Annotated in this window: 20 protein-coding genes and 1 tRNA gene; 8 read left to right on the top strand and 13 right to left on the bottom strand. The window is 72.2% G+C overall.

The features are described from left to right. Positions 1 to 36: 36 nt before the first annotated feature. Positions 37 to 1,569: an MFS transporter gene (locus A6A06_RS11895; protein ID WP_073761193.1), complete on the bottom strand. Its 1,533-nt coding sequence runs from the start codon at positions 1,567 to 1,569 to the stop codon at positions 37 to 39. 142 nt (positions 1,570 to 1,711) lie between these two features. On the opposite strand from A6A06_RS11895, the gene A6A06_RS11890 reads away from it, so the two are divergent. The 4 genes from A6A06_RS11890 to A6A06_RS11875 all read left to right on the top strand — a co-directional run bounded on the left by A6A06_RS11890 (position 1,712) and on the right by A6A06_RS11875 (position 4,747). Then, a complete protein-coding gene (locus tag A6A06_RS11890; protein WP_073761192.1) occupies positions 1,712 to 2,575 on the top strand; it encodes an alpha/beta fold hydrolase in 864 nt (287 codons plus the stop codon). A 133-nt stretch (positions 2,576 to 2,708) separates the two neighbouring features. Further along, a tRNA-Cys gene (locus A6A06_RS11885) sits at positions 2,709 to 2,783 on the top strand. Positions 2,784 to 3,515: 732 nt separating this feature from the next. After that, the gene (locus A6A06_RS11880; protein ID WP_073761191.1) at positions 3,516 to 4,256 is read left to right on the top strand and encodes a helix-turn-helix domain-containing protein; all 741 of its coding nucleotides are present in this window, start codon (positions 3,516 to 3,518) and stop codon (positions 4,254 to 4,256) included. After that, positions 4,253 to 4,747, top strand: coding sequence for an NUDIX domain-containing protein (locus tag A6A06_RS11875; protein WP_073761190.1), 495 nt, complete (start codon positions 4,253 to 4,255; stop codon positions 4,745 to 4,747). The genes A6A06_RS11880 and A6A06_RS11875 overlap by 4 nt, the downstream gene beginning before the upstream one ends. 70 nt (positions 4,748 to 4,817) lie before the next feature. Here A6A06_RS11875 and A6A06_RS11870 read toward each other — a convergent pair whose 3' ends face one another. The 7 genes from A6A06_RS11870 to A6A06_RS11840 form a co-directional block, all read right to left on the bottom strand. Continuing rightward, the gene (locus tag A6A06_RS11870) at positions 4,818 to 7,142 is read right to left on the bottom strand and encodes a xanthine dehydrogenase family protein molybdopterin-binding subunit (RefSeq protein WP_073761189.1); all 2,325 of its coding nucleotides are present in this window, start codon (positions 7,140 to 7,142) and stop codon (positions 4,818 to 4,820) included. Beyond that, positions 7,139 to 9,544 (bottom strand): 2Fe-2S iron-sulfur cluster-binding protein, encoded by a 2,406-nt coding sequence (locus A6A06_RS43505; protein WP_274535877.1) that lies wholly within the window; start codon positions 9,542 to 9,544, stop codon positions 7,139 to 7,141. The genes A6A06_RS11870 and A6A06_RS43505 overlap by 4 nt, the downstream gene beginning before the upstream one ends. Then, on the bottom strand, positions 9,541 to 10,437 hold the full coding sequence (locus tag A6A06_RS11860; RefSeq protein ID WP_073761188.1) for an FAD binding domain-containing protein: 897 nt from the start codon (positions 10,435 to 10,437) through the stop codon (positions 9,541 to 9,543). The genes A6A06_RS43505 and A6A06_RS11860 overlap by 4 nt, the downstream gene beginning before the upstream one ends. Before the next feature lie 469 nt (positions 10,438 to 10,906). Beyond that, positions 10,907 to 12,586, bottom strand: a complete 1,680-nt coding sequence (locus A6A06_RS11855; RefSeq protein ID WP_073761187.1) for a beta-N-acetylhexosaminidase — start codon at positions 12,584 to 12,586, stop codon at positions 10,907 to 10,909. A 108-nt stretch (positions 12,587 to 12,694) separates the two neighbouring features. Next, entirely contained in the window at positions 12,695 to 13,546 is an 852-nt protein-coding gene (locus A6A06_RS11850) for a carbohydrate ABC transporter permease (protein WP_073761186.1), read from the bottom strand. A 26-nt stretch (positions 13,547 to 13,572) separates the two neighbouring features. Next, a complete protein-coding gene (locus A6A06_RS11845) occupies positions 13,573 to 14,532 on the bottom strand; it encodes a carbohydrate ABC transporter permease (RefSeq protein ID WP_073761185.1) in 960 nt (319 codons plus the stop codon). Continuing rightward, positions 14,529 to 15,827, bottom strand: a complete 1,299-nt coding sequence (locus A6A06_RS11840; RefSeq protein ID WP_073761184.1) for an extracellular solute-binding protein — start codon at positions 15,825 to 15,827, stop codon at positions 14,529 to 14,531. The genes A6A06_RS11845 and A6A06_RS11840 overlap by 4 nt, the downstream gene beginning before the upstream one ends. Before the next feature lie 299 nt (positions 15,828 to 16,126). On the opposite strand from A6A06_RS11840, the gene A6A06_RS40820 reads away from it, so the two are divergent. Then, positions 16,127 to 16,552, top strand: a complete 426-nt coding sequence (locus A6A06_RS40820; RefSeq protein WP_199930839.1) for an SSI family serine proteinase inhibitor — start codon at positions 16,127 to 16,129, stop codon at positions 16,550 to 16,552. Between the two features lie 189 nt (positions 16,553 to 16,741). Here A6A06_RS40820 and A6A06_RS11830 read toward each other — a convergent pair whose 3' ends face one another. Together A6A06_RS11830 and A6A06_RS11825 are read right to left on the bottom strand one after the other, a co-directional pair. After that, positions 16,742 to 17,035, bottom strand: a complete 294-nt coding sequence (locus A6A06_RS11830) for a DUF3039 domain-containing protein (protein WP_073761183.1) — start codon at positions 17,033 to 17,035, stop codon at positions 16,742 to 16,744. Continuing rightward, entirely contained in the window at positions 17,022 to 18,203 is a 1,182-nt protein-coding gene (locus A6A06_RS11825) for an MFS transporter (protein ID WP_073762084.1), read from the bottom strand. Before A6A06_RS11825 ends, A6A06_RS11830 begins: the two co-directional genes overlap by 14 nt. A gap of 214 nt (positions 18,204 to 18,417) precedes the next feature. Between A6A06_RS11825 and A6A06_RS11820 the strand changes: the two genes are divergently transcribed. Both A6A06_RS11820 and A6A06_RS11815 read left to right on the top strand, forming a co-directional pair. Beyond that, on the top strand, positions 18,418 to 18,783 hold the full coding sequence (locus A6A06_RS11820) for a hypothetical protein (protein ID WP_073761182.1): 366 nt from the start codon (positions 18,418 to 18,420) through the stop codon (positions 18,781 to 18,783). A gap of 173 nt (positions 18,784 to 18,956) precedes the next feature. Beyond that, complete coding sequence (locus tag A6A06_RS11815) at positions 18,957 to 19,931, top strand: LysR family transcriptional regulator (RefSeq protein ID WP_242440696.1); 975 nt, start codon at positions 18,957 to 18,959, stop codon at positions 19,929 to 19,931. 391 nt (positions 19,932 to 20,322) lie between these two features. Here A6A06_RS11815 and A6A06_RS11810 read toward each other — a convergent pair whose 3' ends face one another. Continuing rightward, positions 20,323 to 20,913: a YqgE/AlgH family protein gene (locus A6A06_RS11810; protein WP_073761181.1), complete on the bottom strand. Its 591-nt coding sequence runs from the start codon at positions 20,911 to 20,913 to the stop codon at positions 20,323 to 20,325. A 298-nt stretch (positions 20,914 to 21,211) separates the two neighbouring features. On the opposite strand from A6A06_RS11810, the gene murA reads away from it, so the two are divergent. Beyond that, positions 21,212 to 22,558 (top strand): UDP-N-acetylglucosamine 1-carboxyvinyltransferase, encoded by a 1,347-nt coding sequence (gene murA, locus A6A06_RS11805; protein WP_073761180.1) that lies wholly within the window; start codon positions 21,212 to 21,214, stop codon positions 22,556 to 22,558. Between the two features lie 490 nt (positions 22,559 to 23,048). Here murA and A6A06_RS11800 read toward each other — a convergent pair whose 3' ends face one another. After that, positions 23,049 to 23,330 (bottom strand): HU family DNA-binding protein, encoded by a 282-nt coding sequence (locus A6A06_RS11800; protein WP_004571953.1) that lies wholly within the window; start codon positions 23,328 to 23,330, stop codon positions 23,049 to 23,051. Between the two features lie 306 nt (positions 23,331 to 23,636). Continuing rightward, positions 23,637 to 25,070 (bottom strand): NAD-dependent malic enzyme, encoded by a 1,434-nt coding sequence (locus A6A06_RS11795; RefSeq protein WP_199930838.1) that lies wholly within the window; start codon positions 25,068 to 25,070, stop codon positions 23,637 to 23,639. Positions 25,071 to 25,244: the final 174 nt, after the last annotated feature.

The raw sequence follows: 25,244 nt of genomic DNA, 5'->3' as shown, positions 1-25,244 counted from the left end.
CGTCGGGCTGGCTCGGCGATCGGCAACCGCGTCAGCCTAACGCTCCGCGGGAGCGGACGGCGTTCGCGGGTGAGCCGCCGGTGCCGACTTCGCGCCACCGGACGGGGCCGGCGCGGGTCCGCCGCCGGCCGGCCTCAGCCGTGTGGCCACCCAGGATCCGGCGAAGGCGACCGCCGCCATGGTCACGAAGACCGCGGCGAAGGCGGCGGGCTGCCCGGATGCGGCGTTGGTCACGTCCGGCGTGGCGCCTTCGGCGGCAGCGGCGCCGCCGAAGGCGCTGAACAGCAGACCGCTGAGGCCGACGAAGGTGATGTTGCCGAGGGCGTCGGACACCTGGAGGGAGGCCGAATTGCTGCCCGCGTCCTCCGGGCGGGACAGCTTCAGCAGCAGCACGCTCCCACTGGAGATGTTCAGCCCCATACCGAACCCGGCCACCACCCACGCCGCCGCGACGATCCAGACGGGCACCCCGTCGAGCAGCACCAGCGGCACGGTCAGGATGGCCGCCGCCATCAGCAGCAGCCCGATGCCCATGATCCGCTCGCGGTACGGCTCCAGGCGCGGCCTGCTCTGGGTGTACGAGCCCAGGGCCCAGGTGAGGCCGCCGCCGGTCAGCGAGAGCCCGGCCAGCGTGGTGGACAGGCCGCGCTCGGTGACGAGCATCAGCGGAATGAAACTCTCGGCGGCGAGCAGCGAACCGGCGGCCAGGCCGCGGATCAGCACGACGGAGGGCAGACCACGCGCGGCCCGGAACGTCCCCGCGGGCAGCAGCCGGACGATGGCCGGCACCAGCAGTACGAGCCCGGCGACCGCGGGCACCGCAGCCACCCAGTCGCGCCGCTGGGCCGCGTACTGAAGCAGTCCGGCACCCGCCGCCACCGCCAGGGCGAGCAGAATGCGGCGCCGGTCCACCCCCTCGTCGCCCTTCCGGGACGGCAGCTTGCGCAGTGCGGGCAGCATGACCGCCAGCGGCAGCAGGACGAGCACCGGTATGGACAGGAAGACCCAGCGCCAGCCCAGGTGTTCGGTGACCGTCCCCGCGACGAGCGGGCCGACGATCACCGGCAGCACCCAGGCCGCCGAGAAGGCGGCGAGGACGGACGGCCGCAGCGCCTCCGGGTACGCGCGGCCGACCACCACGTACAGCGCGACGATGACCAGCCCCCCGCCGATCCCCTGCACCCCGCGCCCCGCCACGAACAGCCACATCTGCTGCGCCGACCCCGCGACGACCAGACCGGCGGCGAACGTGGCGATCCCGGTGAACAGCGGCACGAGCGGGCCGCCCCGGTCGCACCACTCCCCCGACAGCGCCATCGCGAACAGGCTCGCCGTGAAGTACGCGGAGAAGGCGAACGCGTACAGCTCGATCCCGTCCAGGGCGTGGCCGACGGCGGGCATCGCGGTGTTCACCGCGCTCGCCTCGAAGGCGATGAGCGAGACGACGGAGATGATGCCGAGGGTGAGCGCCCGGTACGTACGGCCGAGGACGCCTTCGGCGCGCGGCGCGGTCACCGGGCTCGCGGGGAGGCGGGATTCGGAGGCATCGCGCGGGTCCACGGCAGTCATGCGGTCAGCGTAAGAGGCGTCCTGGCCGTGCACCCCTGTCGCGAGACGGGGATCTTCTCCGCCGATGGAACTAGGGCGCCGGGCCGCGTCCGCCCCCGACCTCCCCCTCATCCTCCCCGCGCCCGTACGGCAAGCTGGCCCCATGCCGCACTTCACCAGCTACGACGACGCCGAACTGCACTACCGCGTACTCGGCCCGAACGGGCCCGGGGTTCCGCCTCTGGTGTGCCTGGCGGGCGGCCCGGGACGGGACGCCGCGTACCTGGGTGATCTGGGCGGCCTGTCGGAGCAACGGCACCTGGTGATCCCGGACAGCCGCGGCACGGGCGCCTCCCCGGCCGCCGCCGACCCGTCCCGCTACGCGTACCCGCACCTGGCCGAGGACCTGGAGGCACTCCGCACCCACCTGGGCCTGGAACGCTTCGCGCTGCTCGCGCACGACGCGGGGGCGGCGACCGCGCAGGCCTACGCGGCGGCATACCCGGACCGCCTGACCCGGCTGGTCCTGGTCTGCCCCGGCTCGCGCGTCCAGGGGGAACTCCCCGACGACGCACCGGAGATCTTCGCATCGCGCGCGGACGAGCCGTGGTGGCCGGAGGCGTCGGCGGCGCTACAGCGCCTGGCGGAGACGTCCGACCTGACGGAGGCACGCTCCCTGCTCCTGAGCGCGGCCCCGCTCGCGTACGGCCGCTGGGAGGCACCCCAGCGCGCCCACGCGGCCGCCGAGGCCGACCAGTTGAACCCCGTCCCGCGGGCCGGTTTCTGGCAGGGCGTGGACGAACCGGCCCGGCAGACACTCCTGGCGGGCCTGCGCGAGGTGCCGTGCCCCGTCCTGGTCGTGACCGGCGACCGGGACGCCGTGACAGGCGTACGGGCAGGCGAACTGGTCGCCGAGTCCTTCCCCGAAGGCCGGACACACCACCTCCACGAGACGGGCCACTACCCCTGGGTCGACGAACCGTCCCTGTTCAGCCAGGTGGTGGAAGAATTCCTACGAGCCGCCTGACCACCCCCGCGCCCCCTGAGAACCCCCGGCAAACCGGACGCATGAACACCACGTTGCAACCTCATGGCATCCCGCCGGAACCCTTGCCCCTCCCCCGGCCCCCCGGCCTAACCTCAATGCATCGCTCCATCCCGGCCGTGTGCCCGAGTGGTTGAGGGACCGGACTGCAAATCCGGTTACGTCGGTTCGATTCCGATCACGGCCTCCACGCGCGTGAGAAGGCGGTCCCATCTGACTGGGACCGCCTTCTCGTACGTGTGGGGGCTACATATGAGGCTTTCCGGTATCGACTCCGGCCGCCGCCTCCCGCAAGGGCTCACCTAGCGACTTCACTCGGTGTCTCGGGTGGTGCCCGATCTCGATCGCAGCGCAAGCCGCTACGGCCACGAATCCCGCGTCGAGGGCCTGCCTACGCTCTTCAGCTTTCTCCTGGCACACGGAGCAGCCTGCAACGGGCGACGGGTCCAGTTCGAACGGTTCCGAGAGGTGGACGGGTGGGGTGAGGTATCCGCCTGGCGTCATGGGGATCACCCCTGCGCCGTGTTCCCGAGGACAGCCAATCCGCGTTCGACCTCGGATGCCAGCCGGAGTCCGCAAGCCTGCGTCACCCAGCCGTTGCCTTCCGGGTCCACAAGCAGTACTCGGCCGCCGGTCTCCTGAAGCACTTTGCCAACACGACCGTTGCTCCGATCGAACACCCAGACGTCGCAGCGATACGTTGTCACGCAGCGCCCCCAGATGCGGGAGTGGGTGTACAGGTAGCGTCTTGCATGTCGAACCTGCTCTCTCAGATTGAGCCATGCCCTCGGTCCGTTCAGTGCGGTCGCGGGGGCGAACCTGGCCCATGCTCGCGGTGGCGGCGAGACAGCACATCGACACTGCCAGACATCTTCGGACATCTTCAGTACGCCAAGTAGTCCCGGGTGCCTATGCTGTTGAGATGGTCAACGAACGGCTCCGCCGTGCCATGCACCGAGCTGGACTCGACATCGCTTCTCTCGCCGATGCGTCGGAGGTATCGACCAAAACCGTGGAGCGATGGCTCAGCGGCAAGGTCCCTTACCCCCGCACTCGCTACCGCGTGGCCGCCGTCCTTCAGGAAGACGAGTCATATCTATGGCCCGAAGCTGCCAACGGGTCCTCCTTGGCGGGTGCGGAGATGGTTGCGACCTACCCACGCCGAAGTGACGTTCCACAGCACCTGTGGATGGAGTTACTGCGGGGTTCCGAACGAGAAATCGACCTCTTGGCTTTTGCCGGCCTCTTCCTCACCGAGGAACACCCCGACTGGCTGCCCACGCTGGCCGACAAGGCCAGGGACGGAGCATGTGTCCGGATTCTCCTGGGAGATCCGACAGGTGCCCAACTGGCTTCGAGGGATCGCGAATACCGTATCGGGGGTGGAGTATCGGGAAGAGTCAGTTCCGTTCTGAACTACTACGGCCAGCTCGCTCCTGACACGGTACAAATCCGGCTGCACGATACGCCGTTGTACAACTCGATCTACCGGTTCGATGACGAGATGATCGTGAATGTACACGCGTACGGAGTACTGGCGGCTTTCACTCCCGTCATGCACCTGCGCCGGATAGACGGTTCCTACTTCAGCACCTACGTGGAGTCGTACGAAAGGGTATGGGCTTCCGCTCGCCCCGCCGAAGACACGTTGGAGTCCCGATGACCAGGAAGACGCGCAGGATCGATTACTGGCAAGACCCCGAAGCGCCGGAACCGACGAGCCGCAAACCGTCCGCGTCCGTGTTCGTCCGCGATGACCAAGGGCGCCTCCTGCTTCTCAAGCGCGCGGACAATGACCTTTGGACGATCCCCACCGGAGGCGTGAAGAAGGGAGAGTCGGTCGGTCGGACCGGAGTGCGCGAATGCCATGAAGAGACCGGGTACCAGGTCGAGGTCATCGGACTGGTAGGAGTCTTCTCCTCCCCCGACCACGTGATCGTCTATATGCACGGAGACCGCGTCGACGAAGTACGCCAGCCGGTCAACGTATGCCTTCGTGCCCGCCTGATCGGCGGAGAGGCCCGCCCGGAGCCGTCCGAAGCCACCGAAGTCCGGTGGGTGGACCCGAAGCACTTGGACGACTACGAAATCCACCCGGCCATCCGCACACGGATCGATCACGGACTGAACTCTTCCGAACCGCAGATCCTCTGAAGCGGGACAGAACTGCGGAGCGGTCCCGTACGTACGTGTACGGAACCGCCCCCACATGCGTACCGGGCCGCTACTGCTGCTGCGCCACCGCCGCCTGCGGCCGGATCGGGAGGCGGCCTATCGGGCGGCCGGTGGCGGCGCGTACGGCGGAGGCTACGGCGGCCGGGGAGGTGACGACCGGGACGGCGCTGGCGGGTTTGGCGCCGAAGGGGGCCACTACGTCGCGTTCCTCGACGAGTTTGACGATGCGGATGTCGGGGGCGTCGAGGGCCGTGGGCATCGCGTAGCCGGTCAGGTCGGGGTGGCGGATCTGGCCGCGGGTGGTGCGCAGGTTCTCCATCAGGGCCGCGCCGAGGCCCTGCGTGACACCGGCCTCGATGCGGGCGCGGAGCTGGCGCGGGTTGAGGACGCGGCCGACGTCCTGGGCGACGGTCATTTCGACGACGCGGATGGTGCCGAGTTCGATGTCGACGTCCGCGACGCAGCGGATCGCGCAGAAGGCGAGGCCGACGAAGGCGTCGCCCTGGCCGCTCTCGTCGAGGGGCTCGGTGGGGTGCGGGCGGCACTGGGCGGTGGCCCAGAGTTCCTTGCCGTCCAGGGCTTCGGCGACGGTGGTGCTGAGCACGCCGTCGTACGACGTGATCTTGCCGTCGTCGATCTGGAGGAGTTCGGTGGACATGCCGAACTTGTGGGCGAGCGGCTGGAGGAGTTGCGTACGCACCATCTTGGCGGCGCGTTCGACGGCGCCGCCGGAGACCCAGGTGTGGCGGCCGTGGCAGGCGCGCCCGGCGGGCGGCTGGTCGGTGTCGACGCCCGCCACGTGCACCTCGTCGATGCCCAGGGTCTCCTGGACGATCTGGCGCGCGAGCGTCGAGAAGCCGGAGCCGGTCTCCACGGCGGCGCACAGCACGGTGGCGACCGAGCCGCTGACCTTGACCGTGGCGGTGGACACCTCGTCGGCGCCCTCCGCGCCGAGCATGTGGACCATGCCGAGCGCGTAGCCGACGCCGCGGCGTACCGCGGACGGCTCGCCGGCGCCCTCCAGGCCGCCGGGCAGCAGCCAGTCCTCCTCGGGGGTGTCCTTGGGGAGTTCGGGCAGCGGCTCGTCCTTGACGGCGCGCAGCAGTTCGGCGACCGGTGCCGGGCAGGTGACGGTCTGGCCGGTGGGCAGCAGGTCGCCGGTGGCCATGACGTTGCGCAGCCGCAGTTCGGCCGGGTCCATGCCCAGCTTGGCGGCCAGCTTGTCCATCTGGCCCTCGTACGCGGCGCACACCTGCATCGCGCCCTCGCCGCGCAGGTGCCCGGACGGCGGGTTGTTCGTCCGGACCGCCCAGCCCTCGATGAAGGCGTGCGGGACGACGTACGGGCCGCAGGCGAACGACACGGCGGCGGCGAGCGCTTCGGCGGAGGTGTCCGCGTACGCGCCCGCGTCCATCAGGATCTGCGCCTCGACCTTGACCAGCTTGCCGTCGGCGTCCGCGTGGTGGCGGTAGCGCAGCAGGGTGGGGTGGCGGTGGGCGTGGCCGAGGAAGGACTCCTCGCGGGTGGCGGCCAGCTTGACCGGGCAGCCGGTGCGCAGTGCGAGCAGTCCGAGGGAGAGCTGCATGCCCGGGTCCTCGCGGTCCGCGGTGGCGCCGGGCACTCCGGTGACGACGACGCGGACCCGCTCCGGTTCCAGCCCGAAGCAGGCGGCGGCCAGGTCGCGGTCGGTGTGCGGGTCGGTGGAGGCGGTGTAGATCTCCACGCCGCCGTCCGGGCGCGGCACCGCGAGCCCGGCCTCGGCGCCGATCGGCGCCGGGTCCTGGCGCCCGATGCGGTACAGGCCCTCGACGATGGTCTCGCCCACCACCTCCGGGTCGCCGAAGTGCAGCGGGATGTGCCGGATCAGGTTGCCGTCCGGGTGCAGCGGCTCGGCCTCGAAGGCCAGTTGCGGGTCGGTGACCGGCTCCAGGACCTCGTACTCGACCTCGATGGCGGCCGCGGCCAGCCGGGCCGTGTCGGGGTGGTCGGCGGCGACGGCGGCGATCGGCTCGCCGTGGTGGCGGACCGTGTCGTGGGCGAACACCGGGCGGTCGGGCGTGCCCCGGCCGTGCCCGGCGTCGCCCGGCACGTCCGCGTGTGTGACGACGGCCCGTACGCCCGGCATCTCCACGGCCTGCTTGGTGTCGATGGAGAGGATGCGGGCGCTCGGGTACGGGGAGCGCAGGATCGCGGCCCACAGGAGGCCCTCGGCCCACAGGTCGGAGGCGTACGGGAAGACGCCCTCGGTCTTGGCGGGCGCGTCCGCCGACGGGAGGGACACGCCGAGGCCGTGCGGCGGCTGTTCGGCGGGCCCGTCGGAACGGTCGCCCGCGGCAGGGGCCGCGGTGACGGCGCCCTCGGGTGTGCCGGTCATGCGGAGCCTCCGGACTGCGGATCTGCGCCCGGGCCGTGGGGGTGCGGCCCGTGGGGGTGGTGGCCGTGGGGAGCGGGGCCCTGCGGGTCGGCGGGGCCGGCCTGGTGGGGGATGCGGGGGGTGCCGGACTCCGCGGGGGCGGAGGCGGCGGCCTCTTCGGCGGCCGCCGCGGCGTCGGCCCGGCCGCGTACGACCTCGTTGACCGCGTCGAGCACGCCCCGGTAGCCCGAGCAGCGGCAGAGGTTGCCGCACAGAGCCTGCCGGGCCTCCAGCTCGGTGGGGGCGTGGTTGCCCTCCAGCAGGTCGTGGACGGTCATCGCCATGCCGGGGATGCAGAAGCCGCACTGGACGGCGCCCGATTCGGCCAGGGCGCACTGCACGTCGGAGGGCGCGCCGTTCTGCGCCAGGCCCTCGACCGTACGGATCTCGCTGCCCGCCGTGGTCGCGGCGGGCACCAGGCACGACGCCACGAGCCGTCCGTCGACCTGGACGGAACAGGCCCCGCACTCGCCCTGCGAACAGCCGTCCTTGGCCCCGGCGAGGCCCAGCCGCTCACGCAGTACGTACAGCAGCGACTCGCCGATCCAGGCCTCGGTGACGGGGCGGTCGGTGCCGTTGACGGTCAGCACGTAGGAGGTGTGCGGGTGTTCGTCGTGGGGGTCGGGGGTGAGAGCTGCGTCGGGGGCGGGGGCTTCCGCTGTGTCGGGCGCTGGGGACGGGGTCGCGGGCGGGGTCGGCTCCGGGGTCGATTCCGGGGACGGCTCCGGGGTCGGTTCCTCCACCGGAGCCGGTGCCGCTGCCGGTGCCGCTTCCGATTCCGGTGCCGCGGGGGGCTCTTCGGCCGCGGCGGGGTCCGCTGCCGCGGGCTCCGGGGCGGGTACGGGCTCCGCGAGCATGACGGGCGCGGTGGGCTCGGCCGGGGGCGCGGGGGCGTCCGTCACGGCGTCGGCGGGGGCCTGCTCCCCCTCCTCGGCCGGGGCGGGCGGAGTGCCGGTCCCGGGCTCCTCGGAGGCCTCGGACGCGGTGGGCTGTGCGTCGGCCGGGGGCGTGGCCGCCGTGACGTCATGGGCGTCATGGACGTCGGCTTCCGGGGCGGCGTCGGGCTCGGCGGTGACCGCCTCGTCCGTACCTGCTCCGACGGCGTGCGGCCCGGCCTCGTCCACGGTCGGTCCGGTAGCGGCCTCGGCCGGATCGGGGACGTCCACGGCCGGTCCGGCAGCGTCGGCGTCAGCCGGGCCGGTGGCGGCCGGCGCGTCGGCGACCGGCTCACCGGAGACCGGCACATCGGCGACCGGCGCATCGGCGACCGGCTCGGCCGCCGGTTCCGCGTCCTGGAGCGGCGACGCGTCACCGTGCACCGGCGCCTCGTCGCGTACCGGCACCTCGTCCTGCACCGGCGCCTCGCCGAGCGCCTGCGCCTCTCCGTGCGCCCGTGCCTCGTCCTGCGGCTCCGTGCGGGGCTCGTCATACGGTTCGGCGCGCGGCGGCCACTGCGCCAGCGCGTCGGCGGGCAGCGACCAGTTGCCCGCGCCGCCGCCCAGCGTGCCGCCCTGGGTCTCGCCGGCCGGGGGCACGCCGTGGCCGGGGTCGTAGCCGGGCGTCACCTGGTCGGCGGGCCGGTGCGGCTGCTGGTCGTACGGCAGGTGGCCGGTGCCCGTGTGCTGGTCGGTGGTGAAGTTCCACTGCCCGGTCGCCGCCGGGTCCGCCGGGGCGTGTCCGTGGCCGTGCCCGTGGTCGAAGTGGCCGTACGCGTTGCCGTACCCGGAGGCCGGGTGCGTACGGTCGTCGCCGAGCAGGTATTCGCCGGATTCCTCCAGCACCTCGTCCGGTGCGGTCGGGATCGCCCACTGGCCGGTGGTGCCGCTGGACCCGTCCGTGCCCGCCGCGGGCCAGAGTGCCTGCGACGCGTTGTCCGGTCCTTCGGCGTAGTGGCCTCCCGGTGCGCCGGCGTGCGGGCCGGCGTCCGGCATTCCGTGCGCGGCGAGGTCGGCGGCCGGGCCGTCCGCGAACGGCATCGTCCACTGCCCGGTGGCCGACGGGTCGGTCGTCGCACTCGGGGTGGGCGGCGCGAAGGAGGACGGCGGGGTGTAGCCGTGGCCGGGCGCGGCGAGCGGGTCGGCGGCGTATCCGCCGTGGTCGGCGCCGGGCCCGGCGCCGTGGCTGTCCGGCGCGCCGGTGCCGTACGCGTCCGGGTAGCCCTGGTAGCCGTAACCGCCCGGGTAGGGGCCGCTGGTGAAGCCCTCCGGGAGCTGGACGAAGGCGGTGGCCTCCGACTCGTACTCGTTGCCCTGGGGCAGCGGCTCCCACCGCTGCTGGGCCTGCGGCCGCACCACACGCAGCGGCTGGGTGTCCTCGGGGCCGAGGCGCCGGTCGGGACGGTCGGGGCTGTCGGCGTCGCTCACGAGAGCGCCCTCCCAAGTGCTCGGCGGGCCAGGGCCGCCACCGTACGACGCAGGTGCAGCGCGGCGGGCGGCAGGGTCTGCGGCTGCGTGCCGTCCTGCGGCGGGGGCGGGTCGGGGATGCAGGCGGCGGCCACGTAGTCGCCGAAGGCGGCCAGCGCCTCGGGTACCAGGGTCCGTTCACCGTCCCAGTCGATGATGGAGGCCACCCACTGCTCGGCCTCCAGGGGGCGCAGGGGCATGGCGGCCACCGCGCCGACCGCGCAGCGCACGCCGCGCCGGGCCGGGTCCAGGACGAGGGCCACCGAAGCGGTCGCGCGTCCGGGGCCGGTGCGGCCGGTGGCTTTGAGGAAGGTCTGCGGGGCGTGCAGCAGCGGCACCCGTACGTAGCCGACGAGTTCGCCGGGGCGCAGCATCTCGCGTCCGGCGAGCAGGTGGCTGACGGGGACCTCGCGGCGGGCGCCGCCGGGTCCGGCGACGACGAGGTTCGCTTCGAGGGCGGCGAGCACCGGCAGGGTGTCGCCGGTGGGCGCGGAGGTGACGATGTTGCCGCCGAGGGTGCCCGCGTTGCGGATCTGCGGGGGGCCGGCGGCGCGGGCGGCGGCGGCCAGGCCGGGGATGAGCGCGGCGAAGTCGGGGCGGCCCATGCGGGCGAGGGTCAGGCCCGCGCCGAGCAGGGCGTGGCCGTCCTGGTACTGCCAGCCGCGGATCTCGCTGATCCGGCCGAGGCCCACCAGTCCCGCGGGCCGCAGCAGCCCGGAGTTGACGGCGGCCATCAGGTCCGTACCGCCCGCGACGGGCACGGCGGCGGGCATGGCGGCGAGCGCCGCCACGGCCTCGTCGAGCGAGGCCGGCAACGTCACCGATTGCGAAGCCTGCGGTGCGTGCGTGGTCAACCCAGCTGCCCCTTCCCCGGTGTCCCGGCTGTTCCGCTCCGCCGTACGGTACGTGCTCACGGTCCGGACGTGGCAACTCTGGCACATCTTTGCAGGCCCGCGGTGCTAGGGCCCGGCTTCGAGGCGCCCTCGCCCGGCAGGGGGCGCTTCGCGTACGGGACATGGCCGGTGTTCGGGGCGTTCGGGACGTTCGGGGCGTGCGCGGGCGGGGGGTGCCGCCGCGTGGGAGGGGGACGGCGGCCGGGGTGCGGGCCGGGGTGCGGCGGACCAGGCGTGACGTGCGGGGCGGCCGTGGCGCGCGGGACGGCGCCCCGGCCGGAGCCGGGGGCCATGGGGCGCGCCGACGGGCACCCTCGGGGGCACGTGGTGCGACTTACCGGACATACATCACCTTGGCTGCGTCGAGTGCGTTCCGCGGGAACCACCGTCCCAGCAACCGGCCGCTCCGGCCGCCCGCATCCGCCCCGGCTCACACGTTTGGGGGCGACCCCTCGATCGGACGTCCGAGCAACCCGGGGCGCCGCTGCCGCGGGAGGGGGCCGCCGGGCGGCCGGTAGTCGACGCCGAGCGCGTCCAGGCGGTCGTAGTGGGCGGCCATCCGGCGGGTGAACCCGGCGTGGTCGCGCTCTTCGGGGGGCGGCAGCTGCGACCAGGCCACCTCGGCGAAGGCGGCGAGCCGCGGGAAGACCTGGTAGTCCAGCCGCTGCTGGTTCTCCATCACCTCGGTCCAGACGTTGGCCTGGGTGCCGAGCACGTGGGCGGCCTGTTCCGGCGTCAGTTGCGGCGGTACCGGCTCGAAGCGGTAGACGTCCTCCAGGGTCCGTACGTAACCGATCGGTACGGGTTCGTCGGGGCCGTCGTGCTGCCGGTGGTCCAGGTAGACCTGCTGCTCGGGGCACATGACGACGTCGTGGCCCGCGCGGGCGGCGGCGATGCCACCCGCGTAGCCGCGCCAGGACGACACCGCGGCGCCGGGCGCGAGGCCGCCCTCCAGGATCTCGTCCCAGCCGATCAGGCGGCGGCCGCGGTCGGCCAGCCACCGGTCGAAGTGCCGGATGAACCAGCTCTGCAGCTCGTCCTCGTCGGCCAGGCCCAGCTCCTTGATGCGGGCCTGGGCGTTCGGCGAGGCCCGCCACTGGTCCTTGGGGCACTCGTCGCCGCCGATGTGCACGAATTGGGAGGGGAAGAGGTCGAGGACCTCTTCCAGCACCCCTTCGTAGAAACGCAGGGTGTTGTCAGTGGGGGCCAATATATTCGGGTTGACGCCCCACGTGTCCCAGGGCTTGAGGGAGTTGGTGTCGATGACGTCGGTGTTGCCCAGTTCCGGGTATGCCGAGATGGCGGCCTGCGAGTGGCCCGGGATCTCGATCTCCGGGACGACGGTGATATGCCGCGCGTCGGCGTAGGCGACGATCTCGCGGATGTCGTCCTGGGTGTAGTGGCCGCCGTGCGGACGCTCGTCCCACAGGGGGGAGGCCCGGTGGCCCAGCTTGGTGCGCTCGCGCCAGGCGCCGTCCTCGGTGAGCCGGGGGTGGCGCTTGATCTCGATCCGCCAGCCCTGGTCGTCGGTGAGGTGGAAGTGCAGGACGTTGAGCTTGTGCGCGGCGAGCAGGTCGATGTAGCGCAGCACGCCGTCCTTGGGCAGGAAGTGGCGGGCGACGTCGAGCATCATGCCGCGCCAGGCGAAGCGGGGCGCGTCCTCGACCCGTACGGCCGGTACGGACCAGCGCTGTCCGGGGCGCAGGGGCGCGCGGCGGTGCGCGGCGGGGCCGAGCAGCTGCCGCAGTGTCTGCGCTCCCCAGAACGTGCCGGCCGCGCCGCCGCCGAGGAGGGTGACGCCGCTGCTGTCGGCGGTCAGCCGGTAGCCCTCGGGGCCGAGCGCTTCGGCGGTGTCGGCGTCGATGCGCAGGCGGAGCACGCCGCTGCCGTCGGTGGTGCCGTCTCCCGTGGTGCCCGACGGGAGCGGCAGACCGGTCGCGGCGCCGACGGTGCCGCGCAGCCAGGCCGCGGTGGCCTCCGTACCGGGGCCCGCGTCCAGTACGGTCCCCGGCCCGAGGAGGAACGCGCCGTCCTCCGGCCGGGTGTCGCGCGGCTGCGGTATCAGGGCGGCCTCCGTCCGGGGGCCGTCCGCCGTCACTGCGTCGTCCATGTGCTGACCCTTCTGTCGCTGGGCTAAAGGGGGAGGTGAGGAAAGGGGAGGTAAGGAAGGGGGAGGTAAGGGTGGCCGGGAAGGTTCACGGGAGGGGCGTGGGCGTCGTCAGTCCTTCACCGCGCCGCCCATGCCCGACACCAGCCTGCGCTGGACGAGCACGAAGAAGACGAGTACGGGCACGGTCATCACGGTCGAGGCCGCCATGATGCCGCCCCAGTCGTTCTCGTCCGGCTTGAAGAAGACCAGCAGGGCCATCGGGAGGGTGGAGTTCTCCGTCGCGCTGATGATGAAGGACTTGGCGAAGAGGAAGTCGTTCCAGGTGGTGATGAAGGAGAAGACGCTGGTCGCGACGAGACCGGGGAAGACGAGCGGGAAGAGGATCTGCCACAGGAAGCGGGAGCGGGACGCGCCGTCCAGGTAGGCGGCCTCCTCCAGGGCCTGCGGTACGGCCTTGACGAAGCCGCGCAGCATCCAGATCGCGAAGGGCAGGGAGAAGGCGAGGTGCGGCAGGATCAGTGAGCCGAGGGTGTTCAGGCCGATACCGGGTACGGCGTCGCCGACGTCCCGCATCAGGAAGAACAGCGGGATGGTCAGCGCCTCGACCGGCACCATCTGCGCGACCAGGAACATGATCAGCAGCGTCGTACGGAACCGGAAGCGGAAGCGGGTGACGGCCGTCGCCGCGAGGAAGGCGATCAGCGCGGAGACGATGACGACGACGCCCGCCACGAACAGGCTGTTCAGGAAGTAGCGGCCGAAGTCCTGCTGCTGGAAGACCCGCCGGAAGGCGTCCAGCGAGGGGTGCAGTGTCCAGGGCAGCGGCTCGGTGGACTGGATCTCGCCCGCCGGTTTGAAGGCGGACAGCACCATCCAGTAGAGGGGGAAGGCCACGGCGGCGGCGATCAGCAGCGCGCCCGTCTCGGCGGCCAGCCGACCGGGCCGCCGTATCCGCGGCATACGGACCACACCCACTTTTCCCCCACTCACTGTTCTTCCCCTTGTCGGCGCAGCAGGCGCAGGTAGACGAGCGTGACGGCCAGCAGGATCAGCAGCATCACGATGCCGATCGCCGAGCCCAGGCTGTACTGGGACGAGGCGAACGCCTTCTGGTAGGCGTACACGTTCAGTACGAGGTTCTGCCCGGCGATGCCGCCGCCGTTGGTCATGACGTAGATCTGGGTGAAGACCTTGAAGTCCCAGATGACCGACTGGATCGTGACGACGACGAGGATCGGCCGCAGCATCGGCGCCATGACCGAGCGCCAGATCCGCCACTGCGACGCGCCGTCCATGGCGGCGGCCTCCAGCACCTCGCCGGGGATCGCCCGGATGCCCGCGTAGACGGTCACCATCACGAACGGGAACGAGCACCAGACCACTTCCAGCAGGACCAGCGCGAAGGCGCTGTAGCGCCCGTAGGTCCAGGAGAAGTCGCCGAGGCCCAGCACCCGGTTCACCGGCCCGAAGTCCGGGTCGAAGAGGAAGACCCAGACGGTGGAGCCGGTGATGGCCGGGGTGGCCCAGGCGCCGAGCGCGGCGAGCATCAGGGCCAGCCGCGGCACCGCCCGGATCCGGGTGAGCAGGACGGCGAACGAGCAGCCGACGGCCAGTGTGCTCAGGACGCAGGCCGCGGCGAACACCACCGTCGCCAGCAGCACCTGCCAGAACTGGCCGTCCCCGAACAGTTCGGCGTAGTTCGCCAGCCCCTTGAAGGTGGTCGGTTCGCCGCCGCTGACCTGGGCCTGGGTGTATTCGAGGAACGAGATCAGGCCGAGCTGGTAGATCGGGTAGACGAGCAGACCGCCCAGTACGACCAGGGCGGGGGCGAGGTAGAGCCACGGCGTCCAGCGGCTCCCGTGCCGGGACGGCGGCCGTACGCGGCGGCCGGCGGCGCGCGGCGTACGGCCGCCACCGGCGCGTGCTTCCTTGACCGTGAGCGTCACTTCTTGAACGCCTCGTTCATCTTCTTCGCGGCGTCACCGGACGCCGCGGCGACGTCCTTGCGGCCGCTGACGATCTCCTGGTACATCGTCGGCAGCACCAGCGAGGAGTCGATGGTGCCCCAGGCCGGGGAGGCCGGCACGAACTTGGCGCCCGCCTCCAGCGTCCGCACGAAGGGCTGGACGAACGGCTGCTTCTTCGCCGCCTCGGCCCGTACGTCGGCGTACGTCGGCAGGAAGCCCATCGCGTCGAACAGCCGCCGCTGGCTGTCCTTGCCGGCCAGCGACTTCATCAGGTCGACGGCCAGTGTGCGGTGCGAACTGCTCTTGAGGACACCGATGTTGTTGCCGCCCGCGAAGGCCGGGGCGATCGAGCCCTTCGCGGTGCCGGGCAGCGGCACGACCGCGTACTTGCCCTTGACCTTGCCGTCCTCCATGGCCTGGTGGCTGAAGTCGCCGCCGATCGTCATGCCCGCCTTGCCCGCGGCGAACGCGGCGACGGCGTCGTTGCCGCCCATCTCGGCGCACTTGGCGGCCGGGCAGTTGGTGTCGCCGAAGAGGTCCGCGTACGCCTTGATGCCCGCCTGCGCCTTCGGGCTGTCCAGGGCGGCGGTGTACGCCTCGCCCTTGCCGGTCGCCAACTCGCCGCCGTGCGCCCACAGGTAGGGCAGCGCTCCGTAGGTGTACGCGCCGCCGACGGCGATCCCGTACAGCTCCGGCCGCTCCTTGCGGATCTTACGGGCGGCCGTGGCGATCTCGTCCTGGGTCGTGGGGACGGCGATGCCCAGGTCCTTGAACACATCGGTGCGGTAGTACAGCGCCCTGACGCCGACGAACAGCGGAGCGCCGTAGACCTTGCCGTCCACGGTCACCGACTCCTTGGCCGTCGGGTCGGTGTCCTTGGCGTCCTGCCAGGCGGCGAACTCCTTGCCGACGTCGGCCAGTCCGCCGTCCTTGACGTACCCGGCGGTGTCGGTGTTCCCGTACTCGATGACGTCGGGGGCGCTCTTGGGGTCGTTGAAGGCGGCCTTGATGCGCTGGGCGCGGGTGTCGACCGGGATGTAGTCGACATCGACCTTGGCGCCCCGGTGTGCGGCCTCGAAGTCCGCGACCGCCTTGCGGACGACGTCTTCCTTGGGCTTGTTGTTGACCTCCTGGAAGAGCCAGACCCGCAGCGTGCCGGTCTTGCTGTCCTCCTTGGCGCCGCCGCCCGTGGTGGACGGCGCGCAGCCGGCGGCGGTGACGACGGCCAGGACAAGTGCCGCCGTGCGGGCGGCGGTTCGGGCGGAGAGCTGCATTGAGGACCCCCTGAAGGAACGTTGCAACATACGCAACGGGCGTTTCGCCATGCACAATCCTCAGGAGGCTAAGCGCGCCGACGCTCCCCCACAAGAGCCGATCGGGCAACGGCACGGGCGACACGCCACCTCTGGCCCACATTCGCCGCCAATCCGTCCCGGTACGTCTATCTATGAATCAGATGTCCCTCCTCGGCTCCCAGAAGCAGCCCCGGACCCCGTCCGCGCGGACCGGCCCCCGGCAGCAGCCCCTGGAAGCAGCTCCCAGCCGCACCACACGCAAAGGACCGACCGAACCCATGCGCGCAAAACCCGTACGCACCACCCTGCTGGCCGTCGCCGCCCTGGGGCTGCTGCCCTTCGCCGCCACCCCCGCCGCCGCGGAGACCCCGCCGGAGACCGGCGGCCGCCAGCACATCGCCGTCCACCAGGGCACCGACCCCTCCGGGCCCCTCCTCGCCGCCGCCTACCTGCGGTGCTTCCCGACCAGCGGCAGCCACCCGGCACCCGAGGCGTCCTGCCTCAAGCTGGCCTTCGCCAACGGCGACTACACCCGCGTCCCGCACGCGCAGCGCCCCTGCCCGAAGATCTACCAGCCCGTCACGGTCGTCGCCCACGGCACCTGGCACGGCAAGACGACCGCGTACAAGCACACCTATCCGAACCAGTGCGTCGCCAACGTCGAGAGCGGCGACATCTTCAACCTCAACCCCTGGCGCGACTGACACACCCGGCGCACCGGACCGGCACACCCGGCCCGCCTACGCCGGAGGCCCGGCTCCCTGTCTTCCGTTCGAGGGGGCCGGGCCTCTGCGTGCGGCGCAACACGCGTGCGGCCCGCTCCTCGTACGGGAACGGGCCGGACACGCGCAGGACGGACAGGGAGCCGGGCGGCGGAGCACCGGCCCCGGCGGCTACTTCTTGCCGCCGTCCTTGCCGCCCTTGTCCTTGTCGCCGCCGGCGTTCATGGACTCGTAGATCTCCTTGCACATGGGGCAGACCGGGTACTTCTTGGGGTCACGGCCCGGGACCCACACCTTGCCGCAGAGGGCGACGACGGGGGTGCCGTCGAGCGCGCTCGCCATGATCTTGTCCTTCTGGACATAGTGGGCGTAGCGCTCGTGGTCGCCGTCACCGTGCGACGTCTGCGGCGTCGGCTCTACGAGGGTCCCCGTACCTGCCCCGCGCTCGGGCTCAACAGTGCTCATAACCGCCAAGGGTACCGACGCGCGCGACGTGCCGGGAGCGGCGGCCCGCCCGCAGGTGGAGGGCGAGCCCCAGGGCCGCGACACCGGCCGCCGCCCACGGCAGCACGTACGCCTCGGCCCCCGCCGCGAGGGCGAGCCCGCCCAGCGCGGAGCCGACCGCGCTGCCCAGATAGAGAGCCGAATTGTTCAGCGCGAGGGCGACCGTGCCCCGGTCGTCGCGCAACGCGAGCAGCCGGTGCTGCTGCGGCACCTGGAGCGCCCAGCCCGCCGCACCCCAGAGCACCAGGGCCACGGCCGCGCCCGGCAGCGCGGCCGACGCCAGCAGCGGCAGCAGCGCCTGGGCGGCGACCACCGTCACCAGCACTCCGCCGACCAGAGCCTTGACCTTGCCCGTACGGTCCACCAGCGGCCCGGCCACCAGGCTCCCCAGCACGCCGCCGATCCCCCACGCCCACAGGTACGGAGTGACCTCCCGCACGCCGCCCGCCGAGGCCAGCACCGGCGCCAGATAGGTGTACAGCCCCAGACTCGCCACGGCCGCCAGGAACGAGACACCGACGACCGGCGCCACCTCGCGGTCCGCGACAGCGGCCAGCCGGGCCCGGACCGGCACCGGCGGATCAGCCGGCACCGACGGCAGCAGCACCGCCAGCCCCACCAGCGCCAGCCCGCCCAACCCCGTCACCAGCCACATCGTCGACCGCCAGCCCGCGCGCTCGGCCAGCAGCACCCCCACCGGCACACCGAGCACCGTGCCCGTACTCATCCCGCCCATGACCAGCGCCAACGCCCGCCCGCGCCGCTCGGCCGGCACCAGCGCCGAGGCAGCCGCCGTCGACAGGGCCGCGTACACACCCGCCCCGGCCCCCGCGACGACCCGGGCGGCCAGCAGCGCACCCAGCGCGGGAGCAAGCGCCGTAGCGGCATTGCCCACCGTGAAAACGGCGAGCGCGACCAGAAGGAGCGACCGCGGCCGCACCCCCGCCATCAGCCCCGCGACCAGCGGCGCGGCAATCGCGTACGCCAGCGTGAAGACCGTGACCATCTGCCCCGCCAGGGACACCGTCGTACCGACATCCCGCGCGACGACGGGCAACAGCCCCGCCATCACATAAGCATCCAGCCCCAGGCCGAACGCCCCCACCACCAGCAACCAGACCTTGCGCACCGTCGCCAACTCCCCTGTCTCCGTCCGTCCGTGCACACCGACCGGGGAAACGTAGGCGGGCTCCGGATGGCGGGGGAAATGCCGGGACGGGGGGATTTATGCGTGGGGGGAATGGGTAGGTCCGGTCGGCGCCGGAAGGGCGCGCCGGTCCAGCCGGATTCATTCGGCGGACCGTCGCACACGCGATACGAGACACGAGACGAGAGGGGTCGGGATGCCGGAGACGGAAGGCGCACGGGTGTTCCGGGAAGCCTGGATCGCGGGCGTACGGCGGCACTTCCCCGGAGAGCCCAAAGCCGGCTACGTCACCCCGTGGGAGGACACCCCGCAGTGGGAGCGCGACGCCGCAGGGGCCGTGTACGACCAGGTACGGCAGTTCGTCGAAATCAGCGGTGGGCAGACGTCGAAACTGTCCCGCGAGCAGAAGAGCCGGTTCGTCGCGACGTGCTGGACGGCGCAGATGTTCCGGCACTTCGAGGACCCGAAGCCCGGCTACGTGGCCGACTGGCCCGGTCTTCCTCCCTGGCAGCAGGAGACCGACGCGGACATCTTTGAAGCCATTGAGGAGGCGCTGGGCTGATCCCCCGGCTCGCCCCGGCACGCGAAGCGGTCTGGGGACGGCCCGGGAAACGGCCTGGGAAGCGCAGCCGCTCTCCGGGTGTTCGGGGAGGTGCCCGCACGGAGCGACGCATGCCCGGCGGGGGCACGTACGGATGGGTGCGGAAACGTTCCAGCGGAGGGTGGGAGCACATCGTGGACGAGACGGTGGGCGGCACGGGCGTAACGGCGGGCGGCACGGACGTACCGGCGGGCGCGGGGTCCGTTCCGGCCGGGGTGCGCGGGGCCGATGGGCTCGACGGTGTCGAACTGCGGCATCTGCGCGCGTTCATGGCCGTTGCCGAGGAGCGGAGCTTCACCCACGCGGCCGACCGGCTCCGCGTCGGGCAGCCCGCGCTGACCAGGACCGTACGGGCCTTGGAGGAGACCCTCGCCACCCGGCTGCTGGACCGCACCACCCGGCGCGTCGAGCCGACCGAGGACGGCCGCCGCCTCTACGCCGAACTCGCGCCCCTGCTCCCCCGGCTGGCCGCCGCGCTGCGCGCTCACGGCGGGCAGCCCGTACTGCGGCTCGGCTTCACCTCGCTGCTGCCCGGCGCCTGCGCCGCACTGAACGCGGAGTTCGAGGCGGCGACCGGGGCCGGGGTGCGGCTGGTGCGCCGGGACACGCCGCTGGCGGGGCTGGACACCGGCGAGTCGGACATCGCCGTACTGCGCGGGGACGCCCTGCCGGACGCCGACGTCCGCACCCGGGTCCTGCTGCGCGAACCACGGGTCGCCGCCGTCGGCCGGTCCGCCGCGGCCGGGGCCCTGGCGCGCCGCCGCGTGCTGGACTGGGCCGAGCTGGCGGACCACCCGCTCGTGGTGAACACGGTCACCGGCAGCACCCGTCCCGAACTGTGGCCCGCCGACCGGCGCCCGCGCCTCGCCTGCACGGCGGACAACTTCGACGAGTGGCTGGAGGCGGTGGCCGCCGGGCACGGGGTGGGCGTGGCGCCGCAGGAGGTGGCCGAGCGGCACACGCACCCGGGCATCCGGTTCGTACGCCTGAAGAACGCCCCGCCGGTGACCGTCCGCCTCGCCCTGCCCACCCGCGGCGCCCATCCACTGGCGGAACGATTCTTCGGGTGGGGCGGGACGGGTGGGGCAGAGGGGCGGGGTGGGGGCTGAGCCGTGGGGTGGGGTGGGCGGGGTGGGGACTGGGCCATCAGGTGAGGTGGGAGGGGCGGGGACTCAGCCGTCGGGCGGGGTGCGCGGGTGGAGCCGGGACGTCTCCGCCAGGTCGGGTGGCGGGTGGAGCCGGGGCTGAGCCGCCAGGCGGGGCGGGTGGAGTGGAGCCCGGGCCGAGCCATCGGGCGGGGCGGGCGGAATGGAGCCCGGGCCGGGGCGGGCGGGCGCGGGCCGGGCGCGGGCGCGGGCCGGGTCGCTGCCCTACAGGGGCAATCGAACGCTTGCATCCCCCCGACGGGGGCTTACCCAAGGGGACGCGGCGCGGAACCCCGCCCCGCCACTGTCCCCGTCCCCGTCCCTGCCCCCGCCCCGCCCCAGGCCAGCCGCTTCCTCAGTTCAGGGACGGGTCGTCCGGATACGTCGCCACCATCGCCAGTTCGTTGCGCTGGCGTCGTAGGACCGCTCGCCAGAGTTGTTCCGGGTCGGGGGAGGACACGTCGCCCGGTTCGGACTCGACGACGTACCAGGCGCCCTCGACCAGTTCGTCCTCCAGCTGGCCGGGGCCCCAGCCCGCGTAACCGGCGAAGATCCGCAGGCTGCCGAGCACGGTGGAGAGGAGTTCGGGCGGGGCTTCCAGGTCCACCAGCCCTATCGCGCCGTGCACCCGGCGCCAGCCCAGCGGCCCGTCGCCGACCAGTGCGCTCTCCGGCGTCTCCGGGCCGCCCGGTACGACGGCCACCCCGAGGGCGGAGTCCAGCGAGACCGGGCCGCCCTGGAAGACCACGCCGGGCTCGCCCGCCAGGGACGCCCACGCCTGGAGGATGTCGCCGACGCCCACGGGTGTCGGACGGTTGAGGACCACGCCGAGGGACCCCTCCTCGTCGTGGTCGAGCAGGAGCACCACCGCGCGGTCGAAGTTCGGGTCGGCGAGCGCCGGTGTGGCGACGAGCAGCCGGCCGGTGAGCGAGGACACCTCGGTCATGGGGACATGATCCCGCACATCGGACCGCGGCGGGGAGTCAACAGCGGTACCCGGGCGAGAGCAGCGCAGGGCGTACGACGGCAGGCCCGGCGCACGGATGCGCCGTACGGACGACATAGCTGGGCATAGTTGAGCAGACCTTGCCAAATGTCGATTACAGAACAAAGGCGGACCGTAGCGGAGGGTGTTGTGACAAAGCCATTACATGCCCCGAACCCGCTCCGGCCTACGGGCACCCCCTCCACCGCCCTTACCATTTCCCCTTGGCCCCCTGTCCGTCTCCAGGAACGCGAGATCCATGACCGTCTCTACCGACGACGTACTGCTTGTCCACGGCGGCACCCCGCTGGAGGGCGAGATCCGGGTTCGCGGCGCGAAGAACCTCGTGCCCAAGGCCATGGTCGCCGCGCTCCTCGGCAGCAGCCCGAGCAGACTGCGCAATGTGCCCGACATCCGCGACGTACGCGTCGTACGCGGCCTGCTGCAACTGCACGGCGTCACGGTGCGCCCGGGCGACGAAGCGGGTGAGCTCATCCTCGACCCGTCGCACGTGGAGAGCGCCAATGTCGCCGACATCGACGCCCACGCCGGGTCCTCGCGCATCCCGATCCTCTTCTGCGGCCCGCTGCTGCACCGCCTCGGCCACGCCTTCATCCCGGGCCTGGGCGGCTGCGACATCGGCGGCCGGCCGGTCGACTTCCACTTCGACGTGCTGCGCCAGTTCGGCGCGACCATCGAGAAGCGCGACGACGGCCAGTACCTGGAGGCGCCGCAGCGGCTGCGCGGCTGCAAGATCCGCCTGCCGTACCCGTCCGTCGGCTCGACCGAGCAGGTGCTGCTGACCGCCGTTCTGGCGGAGGGCGTCACCGAGCTGTCGAACGCGGCCGTGGAGCCGGAGATCGAAGACCTGATCTGCGTCCTGCAGAAGATGGGCGCGATCATCTCCATGGACACCGACCGGACCATCCGGATCACCGGTGTCGAGAAGCTGGGCGGCTACAACCACCGCGCCCTCCCGGACCGCCTGGAGGCGGCCTCCTGGGCGTCCGCGGCGCTGGCCACCGAGGGCAACATCTACGTGCGCGGCGCGCAGCAGCGCTCGATGATGACCTTCCTGAACACCTACCGCAAGGTCGGCGGCGCCTTCGAGATCGACGACGAGGGCATCCGCTTCTGGCACCCGGGTGGTTCGCTGGACGCCATCGCGCTGGAGACCGACGTGCACCCCGGTTTCCAGACCGACTGGCAGCAGCCGCTGGTGGTCGCCCTGACGCAGGCGTCCGGCCTGTCCATCGTCCACGAGACGGTGTACGAGTCCCGGCTCGGCTTCACATCGGCGCTCAACCAGATGGGCGCGCACATCCAGCTCTACCGCGAGTGCCTGGGCGGCAGCGCCTGCCGCTTCGGGCAGCGCAACTTCCTGCACTCGGCGGTGGTGTCCGGGCCGACCAAGCTGCAGGGCGCCGACCTGGTCATCCCGGACCTGCGGGGCGGCTTCTCGTACCTGATCGCCGCCCTCGCGGCGCAGGGCACCTCGCGTGTGCACGGCATCGACCTGATCAACCGTGGCTACGAGAACTTCATGGAGAAGCTGGTGAGCCTGGGAGCCCAGGTGGAGCTGCCGAACGGGGCGCTGAGCGCCTGACCGGCGCGGCGGGCGCCTCGGCCCGCGCGCCACGGCATGCATGACGGAAGGGGCGGTCACCCGGGCGGGTGACCGCCCCTTCTGCCGTGTGGCCGACCGGCAGCATCGGCGTGGCCGCCGACCGATGACTACCGCCCGGTCGGCCGACGCCCCCGAACCGCCCGAATTCGCGTTCGCTAATGGTTGAATCCGCCCCTTGTGGTCGTGTGCCGCCAGCGGGTCGCGGCCGCGCGGATTGCGGGTGCGACGCATTCGCGGGGCGGTGCGGCAGCGGCCGGGACGGACGGGGAACCCTGTACGCCCCGCTGCGGCCCCTGGACGGCCTCTACGCCTCTGTAGAGCAACAGGAGCCACAAGGGCCCCACAGGCCCCATCAGCGGGCCCTGTGGGGCCCTTGCCGGGCGCCGGGCGCACAAAGGAGGGCGGCCGCCCCCCGAAGGGGACGGCCGCCCTCACGCCTTGTCACCGGGGCCGTCGGGCCCCGGGTGGCTTACTTGCCCTTGGCGGCTTCCTTGAGCTTGGAGCCCGCGGAGACCTTCACGCTGTAGCCGGCCGGGATCTGGATCGGGTCGCCGGTCTGCGGGTTGCGCGCGGTGCGAGCGGCACGGTGGGTGCGCTCGAAGGTCAGGAAGCCGGGGATGGTGACCTTCTCGTCGCCCTTGGCGACGACCTCGCCGACGGTCTCGGCGAGCGCGGCCAGAACGGCGTCGGCGTCCTTGCGGGTCACCTCGGCGCGGTCGGCCAGAGCGGCCACCAGCTCACTGCGGTTCATGTTTGTACTCCCGTGTTCTTCTTGCCAATGAGGCGTGAGATCGAAGCCGATGCTGCCAGGGCCCTCGGACAGTCCCCGGACCCGGGTCTGCTGACAGACCCTCGCGCCCGGATACGCATCCTGCCCCCACCTGCGGCGGTAAAGCCAATCCGGCACCCAGGAGGGTCACACGAAAAGCGCCACTGCCTCATAGTGGTGACGTCCGCACCGTGCCGCTCCGGGCCGGCCCCGCCAGGGCGGCGGCCGTCTGCTGCCCGCCACCCTATGGGGGTGCCGCGGGCCCCGTGCCACGCGACGCGCCGGGCGTCAGACCGTGGTGGCGGCCGTCACAGCCTCCCCAGCGGCCTTCGCGGCTTCCTTCACCGCGTCGGCCACCGCGCCCGCGACCTTGTCGTTGAAGACGCTGGGGATGATGTAGTTCGCGTTGCGCTCGTCGTCCAGGACGACGTCCGCCAGCGCGCCGGCCGCGGCCAGCATCATTTCCGTGTTCACCGTACGGGACTGGGCGTCCAGCAGGCCGCGGAAGACACCCGGGAAGACCAGCACGTTGTTGATCTGGTTCGGGAAGTCGGAGCGGCCGGTGGCCACGACGGAGGCGGTCTGCCGCGCCACGGCGGGGTCCACCTCGGGGTCGGGGTTGGCGAGTGCGAACACGATCGCGCCCTTGGCCATCTTGGCCACGTCGTCGCCGTCCAGGACGTTGGGCGCGGAGACGCCGATGAACACGTCGGCGCCGACGATGGCCTCCTTGAGGGTGCCGGTCTCGCCCTCCGGGTTGGTGTTGTCGGCGATCCAGCGCAGCGGCGAGTCGGGGTCGGCGTCGACCAGGTCCGCGCGGCCCGCGTGCACCACGCCGTTGATGTCGGCGACGACGGCGTGCTGGACGCCGGCCGCCATCAGCAGCTTGAGGATGGCCGTGCCGGCGGCGCCCGCGCCGGACATCACGACCCGTACGTCCTCGGTCTTCTTGCCGACCACGCGCAGCGCGTTGGTCAGCGCCGCGAGCACCACGATGGCGGTGCCGTGCTGGTCGTCGTGGAAGACCGGGATGTCCAGGGCCTCGCGCAGCCGGGCCTCGATCTCGAAGCAGCGCGGCGCGGAGATGTCCTCCAGGTTGATGCCCGCGAAGCCGGGGGCGATGGCCTTGACGATCTCCACGATGGCGTCGGTGTCCTGGGTGTCCAGGCACAGCGGCCAGGCGTCGATGCCGGCGAAGCGCTTGAAGAGGGCCGCCTTGCCCTCCATGACGGGCAGCGCGGCCTTGGGGCCGATGTTGCCCAGGCCCAGGACGGCGGAGCCGTCGGTGACGACCGCGACGCTGTTGCGCTTGATGGTCAGGCGCCGGGCGTCCTCGGGGTTGTCGGCGATGGCCTGGCAGACCCGGGCGACGCCGGGGGTGTAGACCATCGACAGGTCGTCACGGCTGCGGATGGGGTGCTTCGACTGCATCTCGATCTTGCCGCCGAGGTGCATCAGGAACGTACGGTCGGAGACCTTGCCGAGTGAGACGCCCTCGATGCCGCGGAGCTTCTCGACGATCTCGTCCGCGTGCGCGGTGGAGGTCGCGGCGATGGTGACGTCGATACGGAGCTTTTCGTGGCCGGAGGCGGTCACATCGAGGCCGGTGACGGAGCCGCCGGAGGACTCCACGGCCGTGGTGAGCTGGCTGACCGCCGTACCGCTCGCGGGAACCTCCAGCCGCACCGTCATCGAATACGAGACGCTGGGCGCCGTTGCCATGGCCGACTTCCTCTGCTTTCCCTTGTTTCTCTCTGCGCGCCGCTCCGGGGGTCCGCGGGAGGGGCCGGGCCGGAGCGCGAAGACCGATCGTCCCACCTACCAGCCGGTACAGGGTAACCAGCCGCTTATTCCGGAAAGACTTTTCCACCATACGAGAGGATGCGGGCGAGCGGA

It is taken from the genome of Streptomyces sp. CB02923, assembly GCF_001905005.1.
In the GTDB taxonomy this organism is placed as follows: Bacteria; Actinomycetota; Actinomycetes; order Streptomycetales; family Streptomycetaceae; genus Streptomyces.
This window is presented reverse-complemented; position numbering and strand designations above follow the sequence as displayed.

Coding starts and splice junctions, on each gene's coding strand:
- A6A06_RS11895 (WP_073761193.1), bottom strand. CDS start 1,569: ATGACTGCCGTGGACCCGCGCGATGCCTCCGAATCCCGCCTCCCCGCG.
- A6A06_RS11890 (WP_073761192.1), top strand. CDS start 1,712: ATGCCGCACTTCACCAGCTACGACGACGCCGAACTGCACTACCGCGTA.
- A6A06_RS11880 (WP_073761191.1), top strand. CDS start 3,516: ATGGTCAACGAACGGCTCCGCCGTGCCATGCACCGAGCTGGACTCGAC.
- A6A06_RS11875 (WP_073761190.1), top strand. CDS start 4,253: ATGACCAGGAAGACGCGCAGGATCGATTACTGGCAAGACCCCGAAGCG.
- A6A06_RS11870 (WP_073761189.1), bottom strand. CDS start 7,142: ATGACCGGCACACCCGAGGGCGCCGTCACCGCGGCCCCTGCCGCGGGC.
- A6A06_RS11855 (WP_073761187.1), bottom strand. CDS start 12,586: ATGGACGACGCAGTGACGGCGGACGGCCCCCGGACGGAGGCCGCCCTG.
- A6A06_RS11850 (WP_073761186.1), bottom strand. CDS start 13,546: ATGCCGCGGATACGGCGGCCCGGTCGGCTGGCCGCCGAGACGGGCGCG.
- A6A06_RS11840 (WP_073761184.1), bottom strand. CDS start 15,827: ATGCAGCTCTCCGCCCGAACCGCCGCCCGCACGGCGGCACTTGTCCTG.
- A6A06_RS40820 (WP_199930839.1), top strand. CDS start 16,127: ATGCGCGCAAAACCCGTACGCACCACCCTGCTGGCCGTCGCCGCCCTG.
- A6A06_RS11830 (WP_073761183.1), bottom strand. CDS start 17,035: ATGAGCACTGTTGAGCCCGAGCGCGGGGCAGGTACGGGGACCCTCGTA.
- A6A06_RS11820 (WP_073761182.1), top strand. CDS start 18,418: ATGCCGGAGACGGAAGGCGCACGGGTGTTCCGGGAAGCCTGGATCGCG.
- A6A06_RS11810 (WP_073761181.1), bottom strand. CDS start 20,913: ATGACCGAGGTGTCCTCGCTCACCGGCCGGCTGCTCGTCGCCACACCG.
- murA (WP_073761180.1), top strand. CDS start 21,212: ATGACCGTCTCTACCGACGACGTACTGCTTGTCCACGGCGGCACCCCG.
- A6A06_RS11800 (WP_004571953.1), bottom strand. CDS start 23,330: ATGAACCGCAGTGAGCTGGTGGCCGCTCTGGCCGACCGCGCCGAGGTG.
- A6A06_RS11795 (WP_199930838.1), bottom strand. CDS start 25,070: ATGGCAACGGCGCCCAGCGTCTCGTATTCGATGACGGTGCGGCTGGAG.